At 58.1% G+C, this 17,790-nt stretch carries 17 protein-coding genes; 10 read left to right on the top strand and 7 right to left on the bottom strand.

Annotated features, from left to right (window positions below):
- The first annotated feature begins 100 nt into the window (after positions 1-100).
- Complete coding sequence (locus tag ABLU96_RS10455; protein WP_064357712.1) at positions 101-1,321, top strand: MFS transporter; 1,221 nt, start codon at positions 101-103, stop codon at positions 1,319-1,321.
- Here ABLU96_RS10455 and ABLU96_RS10450 read toward each other — a convergent pair whose 3' ends face one another.
- On the bottom strand, positions 1,322-1,879 hold the full coding sequence (locus ABLU96_RS10450; protein ID WP_004855087.1) for a DcrB family lipoprotein: 558 nt from the start codon (positions 1,877-1,879) through the stop codon (positions 1,322-1,324).
- 73 nt (positions 1,880-1,952) lie between these two features.
- Positions 1,953-2,618 carry a 7-cyano-7-deazaguanine/7-aminomethyl-7-deazaguanine transporter gene (locus tag ABLU96_RS10445; protein ID WP_064406111.1) on the bottom strand — a complete coding sequence of 222 codons (666 nt, stop codon included), beginning with the start codon at positions 2,616-2,618 and terminating at the stop codon, positions 1,953-1,955.
- 166 nt (positions 2,619-2,784) lie between these two features.
- Between ABLU96_RS10445 and tusA the strand changes: the two genes are divergently transcribed.
- Positions 2,785-3,030 carry a sulfurtransferase TusA gene (gene tusA / locus ABLU96_RS10440; RefSeq protein ID WP_004106582.1) on the top strand — a complete coding sequence of 82 codons (246 nt, stop codon included), beginning with the start codon at positions 2,785-2,787 and terminating at the stop codon, positions 3,028-3,030.
- A gap of 78 nt (positions 3,031-3,108) precedes the next feature.
- On the opposite strand, the gene zntA is transcribed toward tusA, so the two are convergent.
- Entirely contained in the window at positions 3,109-5,313 is a 2,205-nt protein-coding gene (gene zntA, locus ABLU96_RS10435; RefSeq protein ID WP_064406107.1) for a Zn(II)/Cd(II)/Pb(II) translocating P-type ATPase ZntA, read from the bottom strand.
- Between the two features lie 78 nt (positions 5,314-5,391).
- Positions 5,392-6,018 carry a lysoplasmalogenase gene (locus tag ABLU96_RS10430; RefSeq protein WP_004855080.1) on the bottom strand — a complete coding sequence of 209 codons (627 nt, stop codon included), beginning with the start codon at positions 6,016-6,018 and terminating at the stop codon, positions 5,392-5,394.
- Positions 6,019-6,160: 142 nt separating this feature from the next.
- Here ABLU96_RS10430 and ABLU96_RS10425 point away from each other — a divergent pair, with 142 nt between their 5' ends.
- Positions 6,161-6,520 (top strand): DUF2500 domain-containing protein, encoded by a 360-nt coding sequence (locus ABLU96_RS10425; RefSeq protein ID WP_004855078.1) that lies wholly within the window; start codon positions 6,161-6,163, stop codon positions 6,518-6,520.
- 14 nt (positions 6,521-6,534) lie between these two features.
- Here ABLU96_RS10425 and ABLU96_RS10420 read toward each other — a convergent pair whose 3' ends face one another.
- Both ABLU96_RS10420 and rsmD read right to left on the bottom strand, forming a co-directional pair.
- Positions 6,535-6,813, bottom strand: a complete 279-nt coding sequence (locus ABLU96_RS10420) for a DUF1145 family protein (protein ID WP_004106574.1) — start codon at positions 6,811-6,813, stop codon at positions 6,535-6,537.
- The gene (gene rsmD, locus ABLU96_RS10415; RefSeq protein ID WP_014227097.1) at positions 6,803-7,399 is read right to left on the bottom strand and encodes a 16S rRNA (guanine(966)-N(2))-methyltransferase; all 597 of its coding nucleotides are present in this window, start codon (positions 7,397-7,399) and stop codon (positions 6,803-6,805) included. Before rsmD ends, ABLU96_RS10420 begins: the two co-directional genes overlap by 11 nt.
- A gap of 192 nt (positions 7,400-7,591) precedes the next feature.
- Between rsmD and ftsY the strand changes: the two genes are divergently transcribed.
- From ftsY to rpoH, 4 genes are all read left to right on the top strand, one after another.
- A complete protein-coding gene (gene ftsY, locus ABLU96_RS10410; protein ID WP_014227096.1) occupies positions 7,592-9,109 on the top strand; it encodes a signal recognition particle-docking protein FtsY in 1,518 nt (505 codons plus the stop codon).
- 2 nt (positions 9,110-9,111) lie between these two features.
- The gene (gene ftsE, locus ABLU96_RS10405; protein ID WP_004106557.1) at positions 9,112-9,780 is read left to right on the top strand and encodes a cell division ATP-binding protein FtsE; all 669 of its coding nucleotides are present in this window, start codon (positions 9,112-9,114) and stop codon (positions 9,778-9,780) included.
- Positions 9,773-10,831 (top strand): permease-like cell division protein FtsX, encoded by a 1,059-nt coding sequence (gene ftsX / locus ABLU96_RS10400; protein WP_025106848.1) that lies wholly within the window; start codon positions 9,773-9,775, stop codon positions 10,829-10,831. Before ftsE ends, ftsX begins: the two co-directional genes overlap by 8 nt.
- 256 nt (positions 10,832-11,087) lie before the next feature.
- Positions 11,088-11,942: an RNA polymerase sigma factor RpoH gene (gene rpoH, locus ABLU96_RS10395; RefSeq protein ID WP_004106554.1), complete on the top strand. Its 855-nt coding sequence runs from the start codon at positions 11,088-11,090 to the stop codon at positions 11,940-11,942.
- Between the two features lie 32 nt (positions 11,943-11,974).
- On the opposite strand, the gene ABLU96_RS10390 is transcribed toward rpoH, so the two are convergent.
- Positions 11,975-13,489, bottom strand: a complete 1,515-nt coding sequence (locus tag ABLU96_RS10390; protein WP_032751582.1) for a PLP-dependent aminotransferase family protein — start codon at positions 13,487-13,489, stop codon at positions 11,975-11,977.
- A 117-nt stretch (positions 13,490-13,606) separates the two neighbouring features.
- On the opposite strand from ABLU96_RS10390, the gene ABLU96_RS10385 reads away from it, so the two are divergent.
- From ABLU96_RS10385 to livJ, 3 genes are all read left to right on the top strand, one after another.
- Entirely contained in the window at positions 13,607-14,872 is a 1,266-nt protein-coding gene (locus tag ABLU96_RS10385; RefSeq protein ID WP_004116085.1) for a 4-aminobutyrate--2-oxoglutarate transaminase, read from the top strand.
- 149 nt (positions 14,873-15,021) lie between these two features.
- Positions 15,022-16,266 (top strand): amino acid permease, encoded by a 1,245-nt coding sequence (locus tag ABLU96_RS10380; protein ID WP_014227092.1) that lies wholly within the window; start codon positions 15,022-15,024, stop codon positions 16,264-16,266.
- A 256-nt stretch (positions 16,267-16,522) separates the two neighbouring features.
- The gene (livJ, locus tag ABLU96_RS10375; RefSeq protein ID WP_004133032.1) at positions 16,523-17,626 is read left to right on the top strand and encodes a branched chain amino acid ABC transporter substrate-binding protein LivJ; all 1,104 of its coding nucleotides are present in this window, start codon (positions 16,523-16,525) and stop codon (positions 17,624-17,626) included.
- Positions 17,627-17,790: the final 164 nt, after the last annotated feature.

Genomic DNA, 17,790 nt, shown 5'->3' with positions numbered 1-17,790 from the left:
TAGCGGCTGGCTTGCTGCCAGGAATCCTAATCTGGCTGCTGATTTATAACGTGTGGCGTGGTAGAAATGAAACACAGTTGTAAAAATCTGGTGGAACCCGATGCCCGAAACCGTCGCCGAACCGGCGCTTAATGGATTGCGCCTCAATCTGCGGATTGTCTCTGTCGTGATTTTTAACTTTGCCAGCTACCTGACCATTGGCCTGCCGCTGGCGGTATTGCCCGGCTATGTTCATGATGTGATGGGGTTTAGCGCCTTTTGGGCCGGGCTGGTGATTAGCCTCCAGTACTTCGCTACGCTGCTCAGCCGCCCTCACGCCGGGCGCTATGCCGATCTGCTGGGGCCAAAAAAGATCGTCATTTTCGGCCTGTGCGGCTGCTTTCTGAGCGGACTCGGCTATCTGCTGGCGGCGCTCTTCGGCGGCTTGCCCGTGGTTAGCCTGGCGCTGCTGTGCCTTGGCCGGATTATCCTCGGCATCGGGCAGAGCTTCGCGGGAACCGGCTCAACGCTGTGGGGCGTCGGGGTAGTCGGTTCGCTGCATATCGGGCGGGTCATATCCTGGAACGGCATTGTCACCTACGGAGCGATGGCGATGGGCGCGCCGCTCGGCGTGCTCTGTTACTCGCTGATTGGCCTGCACGGGCTGGCGTTGACCATTATGGCGGTCGCGCTGGTGGCCGTGCTGTGCGCGTTGCCGCGGGCGGCGGTCAAAGCGGGCAAGGGTAAAGCGATGTCGTTTCGCGCGGTGCTGGGGCGCGTCTGGCTCTACGGCATGGCGCTGGCCCTGGCTTCGGCGGGTTTTGGCGTTATTGCTACCTTTATCACTCTGTTTTATGATGCTAAAGGCTGGGACGGCGCGGCCTTCGCCCTGACGCTGTTTAGCTGCGCCTTTGTCGGCACGCGCCTGCTGTTCCCCAACGGAATTAACCGCCTCGGCGGGCTGAACGTGGCGATGCTCTGTTTTGTCGTCGAGATTATTGGGCTGCTGTTAGTGGGCCTGGCGGAGACGCCGCTGATGGCGAAAATCGGCACTTTCTTTGCCGGAGCCGGTTTTTCGCTGGTGTTCCCGGCGCTTGGCGTGGTGGCGGTGAAGGCCGTACCGCAGCAGAACCAGGGGTCGGCGCTGGCAACCTACACGGTATTTATGGATCTCTCGCTGGGGATCACCGGTCCGCTCGCCGGGCTGCTGATGGCGTGGGCGGGCATTTCATCGATCTATCTGGCGACGGCGGGGCTGGTTGCGGTGGCGCTGCTGCTGGGATGGCGGTTAAAAAAACGGCCCCCGGTCGATGAACCGGAGGCCGCGGCGTCAGGTCAGTAGTTACTGGATGACGAGGGTGTTGATAATGTTTTCCGCTTCGGTCTGCGCCTGCTGCTGGTTATCCGCTGGCAATGTGATTTGCAGCGTCAGCAGTTTGTCATCAACCTTGCCGAGAAGGACGGAAGACCAGGCGGTCTGACCCTTGGCGGAGATGATGCTGTCCAGCTGTTGCAGCGTGTGGCCTTTGATCTCAATGGATTTATTGCTCACGACCTGCAGCTGCGGGTCGCGGCTGCGCTGCTGCTCTTCCAGACGCTGGCTCATCACCGCCAGCTCCTCGTTGGTATTGTCACCCACAATCACGATCACCGCTTTCTGGCCGGTGGCATCAGAATAGACGTGCATATTGTTGGCCTGGGTGCCCAGCTTGCCGCTCTGGTCGGTCATACCGGCTGGCAGGGAGAAGCTCAGTTTGCCATCCAGCAGACTAATAGGTTGCCCGCTGGCGTTGCTTTCCGCAGCAGCCCCGGCAGTCGGCGTTTTTGTATCGCTGTTATCACAGGCCGCAAGACCCACAACCAGCAGGCCAATACCGACATATTTAACCAAATTGCGCATTGACATCTTCCTTTCGATAAACGGCCATTAACGGCTCATTCGCTTATCTTATCACATCGTTTCGTGAGTACTCTTAACCTGGCTGCAATGTGGATAAATCAGATTTATCTGCCAGTTTTTTCAGCAGCATATTCAACAATATGCCGTACATCGGCAGGAAGAATACGATGCTAATCAGCACTTTGAAGCAGTAGTCGACGATGGCGATTTCACCCCAGTGCGCCGCCATAAACGGGTCCGGGCTGCGCCAGAAGGCGATAAAGAAGAAGGCCAGCGTATCGCTGACGTTACCAAAAAGGGTGGATGCCGTGGGCGCCAGCCACCAGCGGCGGTTTTGACGCAGGCGGTTAAAGACGTGGACGTCGAGGATTTGCCCCAGCGCGTAGGCCATAAAGCTGGCGGCGGCGATACGGGCGACAAACAGGTTAAAGCTGGTTAATGCGGCAAACCCCTGCCACTCGCCCATATAGAACAGCGCGGAAACCCCGTAGGAGATAACCAGCGCCGGGATCATGACCGCTAGGATAATGCGTCGCGCCAGCGGAGCGCCGAAAATCCGCACCGTCAGGTCGGTGGCGAGGAAAATAAACGGAAAGCTGAACGCGCCCCAGGTGGTATGAAAACCAAAGATGGAGATCGGCAGCTGCACCAGATAGTTACTGGAAGTGATGACCAGCAGATGGAAAAGCGATAGCCAGATCAGCGCTTTTTTACGCTGTACGGTAGTAAACGGACTCATATTGTGACCTTTTTAGTGGTTGGGGTGAGGGAACCCAATAAAAACGGCTGCATGATACTGCGTTGCGAGCGTATTGCAATGGTTGTTTTTCGCGCAAACGTTAACCTGGCTTGCGTACTGGCGAACTGGGGGTAAACTAGGGCCGTTTTGTTAATGTGAGATGAAAATGAGCGAACTTTTCTCCAGCCCTGACCATACGCTTGATGCGCAGGGGCTTCGTTGCCCGGAACCGGTGATGATGGTGCGCAAGACCGTGCGTACGATGCCGGTGGGCGAGACGCTGCTAATCGTGGCCGATGATCCGGCGACGACCCGCGATATTCCCGGTTTCTGCCGCTTTATGGAGCATGAGCTGCTGGCGCAGGAAACTGAGGCGCTGCCGTACCGCTATCTGATCCGTAAAAGCCACTGATCCAGGCTACAAAAAACCAGACCGCACGAACCTGTAGCCCGGGCAAGGCGCGTCAAGCGCCGCCCCCGGGAATTGTCCCTACTTCTTACGTAGCAGCCGCAGCGCGTTAGCGGTGACCAGCACCGTCGCCCCGGTATCCGCCAGCACCGCCAGCCACAGGCCGGTGAGGCCGAGCAGGGTGGTGACGAGGAAAATCCCCTTCAGACCCAGCGCGATAGCGATATTCTGCCGGATATTGGCGTGAGTGGCGCGCGCCAGCGAAATCATCTGCGCCAGTCCGGTGAGGCGGTTATGCGTCAATGCCGCATCGGCGGTCTCCAGAGCGACGTCGGTGCCGCTGCCCATCGCGATGCCAATGGTCGCCGCTTTCATCGCCGGCGCATCGTTGATCCCGTCGCCGACCATGGCCAGCGGAGACTCGGTGTTGAGCGCCATCACCGCCTGCACTTTATCCGCAGGCAGCAGCCCGGCGCGGAACGCCAGCCCCAGTTCGCTGGCGATAGCCGCCGCCGCGCGCGGATTGTCGCCGGTCAGTATGATTCCCTGAACGCCTAACTGATGGAGTTCATCCACCGCCTGGCGAGCATCATCGCGTAGCGTATCGCGCAGCGCCACAATCCCCAGCAGCGCCTCATCGCGCATCACCAGCACCACGGTTTGCCCCGCGCTTTCCAGCTGCTGAATAGGTTCATCGTACTGTGGATCGCGATTTTTACCCGCGGCGCAAATCAGCACCTGACGTCCTTCAACCTGCGCCTCAATGCCGGATCCGGCCAGCGCGCGCTGGCCGCTTGCCGGCGGAATGACCAGCTGGCGCTGCTCCGCCTCACGTACGACGGCCTGGGCTAACGGGTGGCTGGAGCCTTGCTCAACGGCGGCCGCCAGCGCCAGCAGATCGTTTTCGCCGATGTCTGCGGTCGTCATCACCGCGGTGACGCGCGGCTGGCCGATGGTCAGGGTGCCGGTTTTATCAAACGCCACCTGGCGCACGCGGCCCAGTTGCTCCAGGGCCGCGCCGCCTTTAATCAGCGCGCCGCGACGCGCCGCCACCGCCAGCCCGGAGGTAATCGCCGCCGGGGTTGAGATCACCAGCGCGCACGGACAGCCAATCAGCAGCAGCGTTAAACCTTTATAGATCCACGGCAGCCATGCGCCCGCAAACAGTAGCGGCGGAACAATGGCCACCAGCAGCGCGACCACCATAATCGCCGGGGTATAGATGCGGCTAAAGCGATCGATAAAGCGCTCAATCGGCGCGCGGCGCTCTTCCGCTTCTTCAATCAGCTTAAGGATGCGATCGATAGCGCTGTCGCCCGGTTCGGAGATCACCGTCAGTTGTACCAGACGATCGACGCTGGTCGCGCCGGCCGCCACGCGTTCCCCGGCGTTACGCTCCACCGGTACGGATTCACCGGTTAGCGCGCTCTCATCGAAGCTGGCGAAGGGCGAGAGCAGCTGGCCATCGGCGGGCAGGCGGCCTCCGGCGGCGACTTCAATCACGTCGCCGGGACGCAGGTCGCGCTGGGCTACGGTTTCACGCACGCCGTCGCGCACGCGGATTGCCGTGTCGGGTTTCAGCGCCATCAAGGCGCTGACGCCTTGCCGCGCGCGGCTGGCGGCCCAGCCCTCAAGACGTTCGCCGATTAAGAACAGCAGCAGGACCATCGCCGCTTCGGCGGTGGCGCCGATAAACAGCGCGCCGATGGCTGCGACGCTCATCAGGGTTTCAATGGCGAACCAGCTTCCGCTTTTGATCAGGCGTATTGCTTGCCGGGCGACCGGCCACAGGCCGACCAGCGTGGTTGCGATGAAGGCGATCTCGCCCAGAGGCGGGCTGAACTGCTCAAGCCCCCAGCTGAGCGCCATCATAACGACGAGGGTGAGGAGCGGCAGATTCTCGCGCAGCCACGAGGTGGGCTCCTCTGCCCGTGGCGCGTTTTCATCACGCAGCTGATAGCCCGCGGCGCGCACGGCGCTTTCGATCTGCGGGCGGACATTGCCCTCGGCGTTGACCAGCAGCTTTTCGGTGGCGAACAGTACCTGCACCTGGCTGACACCCGGCACCTGGCGAACGGCGGTTTCGACCTTGCGGGCGCAGGCCGCGCAGTCCATGCCTTCTACCAGCCAGCTAAAGCGCGCGTGACTCAGCGCATCGTTTTCAGCGGCGGTTTCGCTGCTGCAGGCGTGGTCCGCGCAGCAGGTTTCCGCAGGCTGCGCGGCAGGGGTAAATTTTAACGATGAGAAGTGTGGGACTTTTTTATCCTGCGATTCTGGAGCCGACATAGGACCCTCCGGGTAATGATAATTTTCTCATTACCCGCAGGATACACTCTGGAGTCGACTCCAGAGTCAAGCGCTTAATTACAAATAGAGCGCGCGGACGATCAGGAAGTGCCCGGCGAAGTAAAATGCCGAGGAGATCGCGTTGTCAGCGCGGAAGCGGCGGCGATAATGGCTGATGAGCCAGACCGCGTTGCCGAGCAGCAGGGATGCCGCGCCAGCGAAGCCGGACAGGGCGGTATCCGTCGGGCGGGCGAACCACAGCTCCCCGGCCAGCCAGACCATCACCAGCGTCATCGCGATAAAGGTAAACACCGGCATCCGCATCTCTTCCAGACGCGTCCAGATAATCGCCAGCAGCAGCGCGCCGAGGATCAGCAGCACCAGCGGCAGCGGCCAGAAGAAAGATAGCGTCAGCTGGCTGGCAAACCAGATGGTGTAGAGCAGATGCGAGAGAAAGAACGCCCCCACGGCGTACATTACCCGCTGCCGCGGCAGCAGGGTCAGCGCATCGCCGACCAGCGAGGCGCAAAGCCCGGCCAGCACCAGATAGCTGATGGCGTTAAACATCGGCGCTTGCCAGGCCAGTAACAGAAGCAGGATCAGCGTGACGGGTTTAAACACCCAGCGACGCCAGGCAGGCCCACGATAGGACGCATCGACGTAAAGCCATGCGGAGAAACAGACAGCAATAAATGACCAAAGCATAGTAAGTCCCTGTATCTGTTATCATTACGTAAGTGATTGTACTTACAGTACTGAATCTCAGTGTAGTGGTTTGCAGAGGAAGATGACAATGATAATCAAGCCACAGTATGCTTATTCCTGATAATTCCTGGGGGCAAGGTGAATGAGTAAAGTTCCGCTGTTTTTTATGGTTGCCGTTGCCATCATTGCGGTTGCCGCGTCGTATCGCTATGTGCAGCAGCGTCGGGAAAAAATGGATAACGATGCCGCGCCGCTGTTGCAAAAACGGGTGGTGGTGAGCAATAAGCGGGAGAAGGTGATTAACGATCGCCGTTCGCGCCAGCAGACGGTGACGCCTGCCGGCAGCGAAATGCGTTATGAAGCAAGCTTCAGGCCGGAAAGCGGCGGGCTGGAAGTGGTTTTTCGTCTGCAGGCGCCGCAGTATCATGCGCTAAGCGTCGGCGATAAGGGCGTCCTGAGCTATAAAGGTTCGCGGTTTATGGGCTTTACGCCAGACCCCTGAACCTTTTCCTGGCATTACTTCTTCTTCAGGGTCGCCTTGAGCTTTTTCTGCCAGGCGACCAGTTCGAACACGCCGAAGATGAAAATACGAATCTGCTCGAAGCGCCCCAGCGGCGGCATCTCTTTCGTCTGCGTCGCCTTGAGCAGCGTCAGCTGCAGGCCGTGCATCAGAATCATAAAGATCAGCGCCACGTTAACGAAGATGTTCAGCGGTTTTGGGAACGGTTGAAACAGGTTCAGCAATAAAAACGCCCACACGCACAGCATCAGCAAGCGGCCAAAATTAATCAGCATGGTTTTCTCCTTGGGCCTCACGTTGATAGAGACGGTAGGCGACCTGTCCGGCCACTTTTTCACGATAGACGTGCCAGTTCATCGGCACCGGCGGTAAACCGTTTTCGACTTCACTCTCAATGTAGACAAGCGCTTCATCGCTAAGCCAGCCGTTGTTTTCCAGCAGCTTTAGCGTCTCTTCAAGCAGTCCTTTACGAAACGGGGGATCGACAAACACGATGTGATGCGGCGTGCCCGCCTGAGCAAGAAACGCTAAAGTATTGGTATTGACCACCTTAGCGTTGCTGGCTTTGAGGGTCGCCAGATTTTTTTGTAGCTGCTGCGCGACGCCGCGTTCCATTTCCAGCAGCGTGGCGCTGGCCGCATAGCGGGAGAGGGCTTCAAGGCCCAGCGCGCCGCTGCCGGCGAAGCAGTCGAGGCAGTTCGCGTCAACGATCGACGGCGCCAGCCAGTTAAATAGCGTTTCGCGCACCCGGTCGGTGGTCGGGCGCAGACCCGGGCTCTCCGGCACCGGGAGTTTACGGCCCCGCCATTGCCCGCCGATAATACGGATCTGGCCGCTGCCCGCGTGGTTTGGTTTCTTCATCTCTTTGCTCAAGTCTCAACTTCCGGGCTGCTATTCTAACGATCGGCGGCGGTTGACGAAACCTTAATCCGGGGGCGGTGATGCGAGTTAAGTTAAGTGGTAGACTATCCGACTAATTTCATCATTTTTCAGCTTCCGCTACCTACTGGCCGAAGCTGTGCCATGAATTAACAGCGAGGAGTGTAGTCGCAAATGGCGAAAGACAAAAAACGTGGCTTCTTTTCCTGGCTGGGCTTTGGTCAAAAAGAACAGGCGCAGGAAAGCGAAACAGAACAAAAAGTAGAAGCCCAGCAAGAGGTTGAAGAACCGGCTCAGGAAAGCGAAGCGCCTGCGGTTGCGCCGGAAACGGTCGACGCCACTGCGACAGAGAAACAGGATGCCGAAGCCTTTGCCGCCGAGGTGGTTGAGGTGACCGAGCAGGTTGTGGAGAGCGAACAGCCGCAGGCGGTTGTCGAATCCCCGGCGGTTGAGGAGATAGCGGAGCAGCCCGCGGTTGAAGAGACGGTCGCTGAGCCGCTGGTGGAAGAGGTCATCGCCGAGCCGGTAGTGGCTGAAGCCGTCGCTGAACAGACGCCGGAAGAGGTCATTACCGAACCGGAAACGGCAGTTCTTGAAGAAACCGCCGTTGACCAGCCGGAACCAGACGAAACGGTAGAAGAGGCTGAGGCCGATATCACCGATGAAGAGCTGGAAGCACAGGCTCTGGCGGCGGCCGATGCGGCAGAAAACGCCGTTGAAGTGGTGCCGGACGAAACCGTCGTGACGCCGTTAGAGCAGGAAAAACCGACCAAAGAAGGTTTCTTCGCCCGCCTCAAACGCAGCCTGGTAAAAACCAAACAGAACCTCGGTTCCGGATTTATCAGTCTGTTCCGCGGTAAGAAAATCGACGATGATCTGTTTGAAGAGCTGGAAGAGCAGCTGCTGATTGCCGATGTCGGCGTGGAAACCACGCGTAAGATCATCACGCGTCTTACCAACGACGCCAGCCGCAAGCAGCTGCGCGACGCTGAGGCGCTGTACGGCCTGCTGAAAGAAGAGATGGGCGATATTCTGGCGAAAGTGGATGAGCCGCTGAACGTAGAAGGCAAAACGCCGTTTGTGATTCTGATGGTCGGCGTCAACGGCGTCGGTAAAACCACCACCATCGGCAAGCTGGCGCGTCAGTTCGAGCAGCAGGGCAAGTCGGTGATGCTGGCGGCGGGGGATACCTTCCGCGCGGCGGCGGTTGAGCAGCTCCAGGTTTGGGGGCAGCGCAACAATATTCCGGTGATTGCCCAGCACACCGGCGCGGATTCGGCATCGGTCATTTTCGACGCCATCCAGGCGGCGAAGGCGCGCAATATTGACGTCCTGATTGCCGATACCGCGGGTCGTCTGCAGAATAAATCGCACCTGATGGAAGAGCTGAAGAAGATTGTCCGCGTCATGAAAAAACTCGATGTCGATGCGCCGCATGAAGTTATGCTGACCATTGACGCCAGCACCGGGCAGAACGCGATTAGCCAGGCCAAACTGTTCCATGAGGCGGTTGGACTGACCGGTATTACCTTGACTAAGCTGGATGGGACCGCCAAGGGCGGGGTTATCTTCTCGGTTGCCGATCAGTTCGGTATTCCGATTCGCTACATCGGTGTTGGCGAACGTATTGAAGATCTGCGTCCGTTTAATGCGGGCGACTTTATTGAGGCACTTTTTGCCCGAGAGGATTAAAAATGATTCGCTTTGAACAAGTCAGCAAAGCCTATCTCGGTGGGAGACAAGCGCTGCAGGGGGTGACGTTCCACCTGCAGGCGGGCGAGATGGCGTTTCTGACCGGCCATTCCGGCGCGGGGAAAAGTACCCTGCTGAAGCTTATCTGCGGTATCGAACGGCCCAGCGCCGGCAAAATCCTTTTCGGCGGCCATGATATTAGCCGCCTGAAAAGCCGCGAGGTGCCGTTTTTGCGCCGTCAGATTGGCATGATTTTCCAGGACCACCATCTGCTGATGGACCGAACCGTTTACGATAATGTAGCGATCCCGCTGATTATCGCCGGCGCCAGCGGGGATGATATCCGTCGTCGCGTCTCGGCGGCGCTGGATAAAGTCGGGCTGCTGGACAAAGCGAAAAACCTGCCGATTCAGCTTTCAGGCGGGGAACAACAGCGCGTGGGCATCGCCCGCGCGGTGGTGAACAAACCTGCGGTCCTGCTGGCGGATGAACCGACCGGTAACCTCGACGAGGCGCTGTCGGAAGGGATCTTACGTCTGTTTGAAGAGTTTAACCGCGTTGGGGTGACGGTGCTGATGGCGACGCATGACCTGGGGCTTATCTCCAGTCGTCCGTACCGCGTCCTGTCCCTCAGCGAGGGGCATATGCATGGAGGCCACATCGGTGAATAAGCGCGAGGCAATGAACCACATTCGCCGATTCGGCAATCGATTCGACCGTTTCCGCAATGCGGGCGGAGCGGGCGGTAGCGGCGGGCGCAATGCGTCGAAGCGGCCAAAAGCGGCGCCGAATCCGGCTTCCCGCAAGAGCAACGTATTCAATGAACAGGTGCGCTACGCCTGGCACGGCGCGGTACAGGATCTGAAAAGCACGCCGCTGGCGACGTTTCTGACGGTGATGGTGATCGCCATTTCGTTGACCCTGCCAAGCGTGTGCTACATGGTCTACAAAAACGTCAGCACCGCGGCGTCGCAGTATTATCCCACGCCGCAAATCACTGTTTATCTGGAAAAAACGCTGGATGACGACGCCGCTGCGCGGGTAGTCGGCCAGCTGCAGGCGGAGCAGGGCGTCGAGAAGGTTAACTATCTGTCGCGCGATGAAGCCCTTGGCGAATTCCGCAACTGGTCAGGCTTCGGCGGCGCGCTGGATATGCTGGAAGAGAACCCGCTGCCGGCGGTGGCGATCGTGGTGCCGAAGATTGATTTCCAGAGCGTTGAAGCGCTGAACACGCTGCGCGACCGCGTGAGCCACGTTCAGGGCGTTGATGAAGTGCGTATGGATGACAGCTGGTTTGCGCGGCTCTCGTCGCTGACCGGGCTGGTCGGACGCGTTTCGGCGATGATCGGCGTACTGATGGTGGCGGCGGTCTTCCTGGTGATCGGCAACAGCGTGCGTCTGAGCATCTTCGCCCGCCGCGATACCATTAACGTGCAGAAACTGATTGGCGCGACCGACGGCTTTATTCTGCGTCCGTTCCTTTACGGTGGGGCGCTGCTGGGGTTCTCCGGCGCGTTTCTGTCGCTGATCCTGTCGGAAATTATGGTCATGCGCCTGTCGTCGGCGGTCACCGAAGTGGCGAAAGTCTTCGGCACGCAGTTTGAACTCAGCGGCTTAGGCTTTGACGAGTGCCTGCTGATGCTGATTGTTTGCTCGATGATTGGCTGGGTCGCCGCCTGGCTGGCAACCGTTCAACATTTACGTCACTTTACTCCCGAGTAGTAAAAATCTGGTATAATCTTTCCCTGCACTGAATATCTCTCTGCAGGGAAAGAGTCCCTGTCGACGCTTCCCTAAACTTCATAACCATGTCACATTTTGTGCGTAATCTATTCACATCATTGCATGGAACTTGTGGATAAAATCACTGTCTGATACTAATGTGAGTGATATTCTCGTTGCTCATCAATGCTGGCATGTTTGTTGCTCCGTTGTGAGGACAGAAAGATGCCAGAAGATATCGATTGAGAGGATTTGAATGACCAAAGATATGCAAACTTTAGCCTTAGCCCCCGTTGGTAACCTGGAATCGTACATCCGGGCTGCTAACACTTGGCCGATGTTATCGGCTGATGAAGAGCGGGAGCTTGCTGAAAAGCTGCATTACCAGGGCGATCTGGAAGCAGCGAAAAAGCTGATCCTGTCTCACCTGCGCTTTGTTGTTCATATTGCTCGTAACTACTCGGGCTATGGCCTGCCGCAGGCGGATCTGATTCAGGAAGGCAACATTGGCCTGATGAAAGCCGTGCGCCGTTTTAACCCGGAAGTGGGCGTGCGTCTGGTTTCCTTCGCCGTGCACTGGATCAAAGCGGAAATTCATGAATACGTGCTGCGTAACTGGCGTATCGTGAAGGTCGCGACCACGAAAGCACAGCGTAAGCTGTTCTTTAACCTGCGCAAAACCAAGCAGCGTCTGGGCTGGTTTAACCAGGATGAAGTCGAAATGGTGGCCCGCGAGCTGGGCGTGTCGAGCAAAGACGTGCGTGAGATGGAGTCACGTATGGCGGCGCAGGACATGACCTTCGACATGTCGTCGGATGATGAGTCCGATAGCCAGCCGATGGCGCCGGTGCTCTATCTGCAGGATAAAACGTCTAACTTTGCCGACGGCATTGAAGACGATAACTGGGAAGAGCAGGCGGCAAACAAGCTGACCGACGCGATGCAGGGTCTTGACGAACGTAGCCAGGACATCATCCGCGCCCGCTGGCTGGACGAAGACAACAAGTCCACGCTGCAGGAGCTGGCAGACCGCTACGGCGTGTCGGCTGAACGTGTACGTCAGCTTGAAAAGAACGCCATGAAAAAACTGCGCGCCGCTATCGAAGCCTAATCTGAGCGCCAGTCCCCCGATAACGCCCCACATTACGATGGGGCGTTTTGTTTTTCTGCCTCCGCCAGCGCCTGCGGGCAGTGCATTTTCAGACACTCAAGCAGGACGTTGAACGCCGGTTCCATCTGCGTTTCCGGCTGCGAAGCAAAACCCATCAACAGCCCTTTCTTCCGCTGCGCCGTCAGGTAATAGCGCGACAGCGGACGCACTAAAATATGGCGCGCGTTGGCATCGCGGGCAATCGCCACGTCATCCGCCTCATCCGGCAAATTCAGGATCAGATGCAGTCCGGCATTATCGCTGAAGTCCGACAGCGCGTGCGGCCCGCAGTGCCGCTGAATCAGCTCGGTCAAAAAGACGCGACGGCGGCTGTAGAGCAGACGCATGCGGCGAATGTGTGCCGAGTAATGACCGGCGTTGATAAATTCCGCCAGCGCCAGCTGGATAAGCGAATGGCCGCCGCGGTAGAGCTCGGCGTGGGCGTTTTTGAGTTCAGCCGCCAGCGGGCGAGGCAGCACGACGTAGCCCAGCCGCAGCCCCGGGTAGAGCGTTTTACTGAACGTACCGACGTAGACCACCGGCGCTTCGGGGACTAAGCCCTGTAGCGCCGGGATCGGCTGACCGGAAAAGCGAAACTCGCTGTCGTAATCATCTTCCACAATCCAGCTGCCGTGCTGATGGGCCAGAGTGAGCAGGCGCTGTCGGCGCTCAAGGCTCATTACCGCGCCGAGGGGGTACTGATGGGATGGCGTAACGAAGATCAGCCGCGGGGCTTCGGCTATGCTTTCGGGCGGGCACAGGCCGCTGGCATCAACCACCACGGGCTCGGCCCGCACTTCATTCATCGCCAGCACATGGCGAATGCCCCAGTAGGACGGCTCCTCCACCCAGGCGAGATCGCCGCGGTCGCACAGCATGCGGGTGATCAGGTCGATAGCCTGATGGATCCCTTCAGTAATAAGAATTTGATCTGCCTGGCACTGAACGCCGCGCGCTACTCTCAGATAGTCCACCAACGCGTGCTGCAGCTCGGCCGTTCCGCCGTTACAGCTATAGCTGAGCTGTTCGGGTTTTGGACGGCGGCTGATACGCGCCTGGATTTTACTGAACAGCGGGTGGGGAAACGCATTGACGTCCGGTACGCCGGGGATAAATGCCCCCCACTGACGCGGGCTGGCGCTGATGTGCCCCAGCAGATGCTGGCCGCGTCGGGAGATGGGCGCGCTGGCTGCTGGCGCAGGGCTGCTTTCACTGGCGCTGCTGGTTGGAAGAAACATATCGGGCAGCGTTTTCGCGACGAATGTTCCGCTGCCGCGACGGGACACGACATACCCCTCAGCCAGCAATTGTTCGTAAACTGTTAAAATTGTGTTGCGAGACATTTTCAGCTCTCCCGCCAGATCCCGTGAAGGGGGCAGGCGGCTATGGGGCGGGAGAGAACCATCCAGAATGGCGTGGCGAATCGCCTTGTAAAGGCGCTTGTGCAGGAGCGGATCGGTTTCTTTCTGCAATCTGACCAGCACCAGGTCTGCGATAAGCGAACGCAATTGGATCCCTCAGATAATCTGAATTGGTACTCGATTATAGGGCCAAATCCTGTGTAAATAAACGACATAGTTTCGGATTTGTTGCGATAACGTGACACACATGACAGGAGATTCTCGGTGAAAAGTTCAGAACTGAATCAGCGTCGCCAGCAGGCGACTCCGCGCGGCGTAGGGGTGATGTGCAGCTACTTTGTTGAGAAAGCGGAGAACGCTACGCTGTGGGATATTGAAGGGAATGAGGTGATCGATTTCGCCGCCGGCATCGCGGTGCTGAATACCGGCCATCGCCACCCCAAAATCGTTGCCGCCGTTGAACAGCAGCTGCAGGCCTTTACCCACACGGCTTACCAGATTGTCCCGTACGAAAGCTATGTCACGCTGGCCGAGCGGATTAACGAACTGGCGCCGATTGACGGTCCGGCAAAAACGGCGTTCTTTACCACCGGGGCGGAAGCCGTTGAAAACGCGGTGAAAATCGCGCGCGCTTATACCGGCCGTCCGGGGTTGATTACCTTCGGCGGCGGCTTCCACGGCCGTACGTTTATGACCATGGCGCTGACCGGCAAAGTGGCGCCTTACAAGATTGGTTTCGGCCCGTTCCCGGGCTCGGTTTATCACGCCGTCTACCCTAACGCCGCCCATGGCATTACCACCGCCGACGCGATGAAGAGCCTGGAGCGCATTTTCAAAGCCGATATCGCGGCCGATCAGGTGGCGGCGATTGTGCTGGAGCCGATTCAGGGGGAAGGCGGCTTTAACGTTGCCCCGCCTGAGTTTATGCAGGCGCTGCGCGCGCTGTGCGATACCCACGGCATTCTGCTGATTGCCGATGAAGTACAAACCGGCTTTGCGCGCACCGGCAAGCTATTTGCGATGCAGCACTATGATGTGAAGCCTGACCTGATGACGATGGCCAAAAGCCTGGCCGGCGGTTTCCCGCTCTCCGGCGTGGTAGGTCGCGCTGAGGTGATGGATGCGCCTGCGCCGGGCGGTCTGGGCGGCACCTATGCCGGTAACCCGCTGGCGGTCGCGGCGGCGCACGCGGTGCTGGACGTGATTGAAGAAGAACAGCTGTGCCAGCGCGCTGAGCGCTTAGGCAGCCATCTGAAAGAGGTGCTGAATCAGGCGCGTCAAAGCTGCCCGGCCATTGCTGACGTACGCGGCCAGGGGTCGATGGTGGCGGTGGAGTTTAACGATCCGCAAACCGGCGAGCCGTCGGCGGAGATCACCCGTCAAATCCAGCAACAAGCCCAGGAGAACGGCCTGCTGCTGCTGAGCTGCGGCGTCTATGGCAACGTTATTCGCTTCCTCTATCCGTTAACGATTCCGGATGCGCAGTTTACGAAGGCGCTGGATATTCTGGCCCGCGTGCTGAAGCGCTAACTTTTCGCCCGGTCAGGCTGCGGCGGCAGGGAAGCCGAAGAGAAACAGGACGCCGCTTTCTGACCAGCTATGCTCAGCGTGAGTGTTTATCACCCTGATATCACCTTTTTTCCGGCGGCGCACGCTGCCGGAATAAAACGGAAAATATTATGTCTGACAACTCCACCTTTTCTCCGGCTCTGACGAGCCGGGAGCGTACCGCTGTACCTGCAAAATCCCTCAGTTTCATTGAAGGCGTGTCGATGATCGTCGGCACCAATATCGGCGCTGGGGTGCTATCCATCGCCTATGCCTCCAGCAAAGCGGGCTTTCTGCCGCTGCTGTTTTGGCTGATTGTGGTCGGTAGCCTGACGACCATCACCATGCTCTACGTGGCGGAATCGACGCTGCGCACGCGTAAGCATCTGCAGCTTAGCGGCCTGTCGCAGCGCTACGTCGGCCGCTTTGGCGCGCTGATGATGTTCCTCTCCGTTTGCGTCAACAGCGTCGGCGCGCTGACGGCTTATATGACCGGCAGCGGTAAACTCCTGCATTCGTTATTCGGCATCTCGCCGGCCCTGGGCAGCGCGCTGTTTTTTATTCCGGCGGCCGGGGTGCTTTATCTCGGCCTGAAGGCGATTGGCCGGGGTGAGAAATTTATCAGTATCGGCATGGTCGTTATGATAACCATTTTGGTTGCCGCGACGTTGCTGAAAGAGACCGCCAGCGTCGGTTATTTGCTCGACGGCAACTGGCTGTATATGGTGCCAGTGTTTAATGTGGTCGCGTTCTGCTTCTCCGCGCAGTATATCGTGCCGGAAATGGCGCGCGGCTTCGCCGATAAACCGGAGAAGCTGCCGAAGGCCATTATGGTGGGGATGTTATTAACCTTTTGCCTGCTGGCGCTGGTCCCGCTTTCGGTGATTGCATTAAGCGGGTTGGATAATATTTCTGATGTGGCAACCATTTCCTGGGGCAGGGCGCTCGGCGAGTGGGCTTTCTTCTCGGCAAATCTTTTTGCGCTCTGCGCGATGCTGACCTCCTATTGGGGGCTGGGCGGAAGCTTCCTGACCAATATTTTCGATCAGTTTCGCCTGGGCAACGACGAGCAGCCGTTCAAACGCTTTAAGGTGCTGTTAGTGGTCGCCGTGCCGCCTTTTATTCTGGCCTATAGCGGGATGGTGTCCTTCGTGAACGCGCTCTATTTTGCCGGGGTATTTAGCGGGGTGATTTTATCTATCATGCCGATCCTGATCCTCAAAGGCTCGCGTCGGCAGGGTGACATCACCCCCGGCTGGACCTGCCCGGCGCTAATCACGCATCCCTTAATCCAGATCTTCATCGTATTGCTCTATCTTTGCAGCGCCGCCTACGCCATCGCTTCGGCCTTTGGCTACCTGCCTGCGGGCTGGTAGTCGCGTTGCTCATGCCCCCGCGTTCGGTTTATTCCGGCGCGGGTTTTTATTTGTCACTTATCTGTTACATACTCCGCAATTTTATCGTTTCCAATTCTCCTGAATGACGGTATGTTTAGCATAGTGTGCTGCAAAAGCGCAGGCGGCAGACCCTAATCTAACTATCATATGCTTTTCTTATGTGTCTAATTAGAATAATGCGCTAATAAACAACATCACAACAAATGCAAAAACCATAATAATGGGGAGCCTCAGGATGAATATGAAGGGTAAAGCGTTACTGGCAGGATGTATTGCCTTAATCATGAGCGGTACGGCAATGGCCGAAGATATCAAAGTCGCCGTTGTTGGCGCGATGTCCGGTCCGGTAGCGCAGTACGGTGACCAGGAGTTTACTGGCGCAGAGCAGGCCATTGCCGATATCAACGCCAAAGGCGGTATCAAAGGCAATAAGCTGCAGATGGTAAAATACGACGACGCCTGTGACCCGAAGCAAGCGGTTGCCGTCGCTAACAAAGTGATTAACGACGGTATCAAATACGTTATCGGTCACCTGTGCTCTTCTTCCACCCAGCCGGCCTCTGATATATATGAAGATGAAGGCGTGCTGATGATCACCCCGGCGGCCACCGCGCCGGAGCTGACGGCTCGCGGCTATCATCTGATTCTGCGCACCACCGGTCTGGACTCCGATCAGGGGCCAACCGCTGCCAAATATATTCTGGAAAAAGTGAAGCCGCAGCGCATCGCGATTGTCCACGACAAACAGCAGTATGGCGAGGGCCTGGCCCGCGCGGTACAGGATAACCTGAAGAAGGGCGGCGCTAACGTGGTGTTCTTTGACGGTATCACCGCCGGTGAGAAAGACTTCTCTACCCTGGTGGCGCGTCTGAAGAAAGAGAATATCGACTTCGTTTACTACGGCGGCTATCACCCGGAGATGGGGCAGATCCTGCGTCAGTCTCGCGCCGCTGGCCTGAAAACGCAGTTTATGGGGCCGGAAGGGGTAGCGAACGTGTCGCTGTCTAACATCGCGGGCGCTTCTGCGGAAGGTATGCTGGTCACCAAGCCGAAGAACTACGACCAGGTTCCGGCGAACAAACCGATTGTGGATGCGATCAAAGCGAAGAAACAGGATCCAAGCGGCGCGTTCGTGTGGACCACCTATGCCGCGCTGCAGTCGCTGCAAGCAGGCCTGAATCAGTCTGAAGATCCGGCTGAAATCGCTAAATACCTGAAGGGCGCAACGGTCGACACCGTAATGGGGCCGCTCACCTGGAACGAGAAGGGCGATCTGAAGGGCTTCGAGTTCGGCGTGTTTACCTGGCATGCTAATGGTACGGCGACCGACGCCAAATAATTTAACCTGCGCCTTTCACGCCGCAGATGCGTTGTCTGCGCCCCTCAACCCCGGTCACTTACTGATGTAAGCTCCCGGGGATTTCGGGTCTTGACGCCTTTCTGCAACGCGAAATTCTTGGTTAAATGTAAGGGGCCTTTCACGCCGCAGATGCGTTGTCTGCG

The organism is Klebsiella sp. CN_Kp106 (assembly GCF_040064575.1).
In the GTDB taxonomy this organism is placed as follows: domain Bacteria; phylum Pseudomonadota; class Gammaproteobacteria; order Enterobacterales; family Enterobacteriaceae; genus Klebsiella; species Klebsiella michiganensis.
The sequence above is the reverse complement of the archived record's forward strand: the minus strand, read 5'-3'. Positions and strand labels throughout refer to the sequence as shown.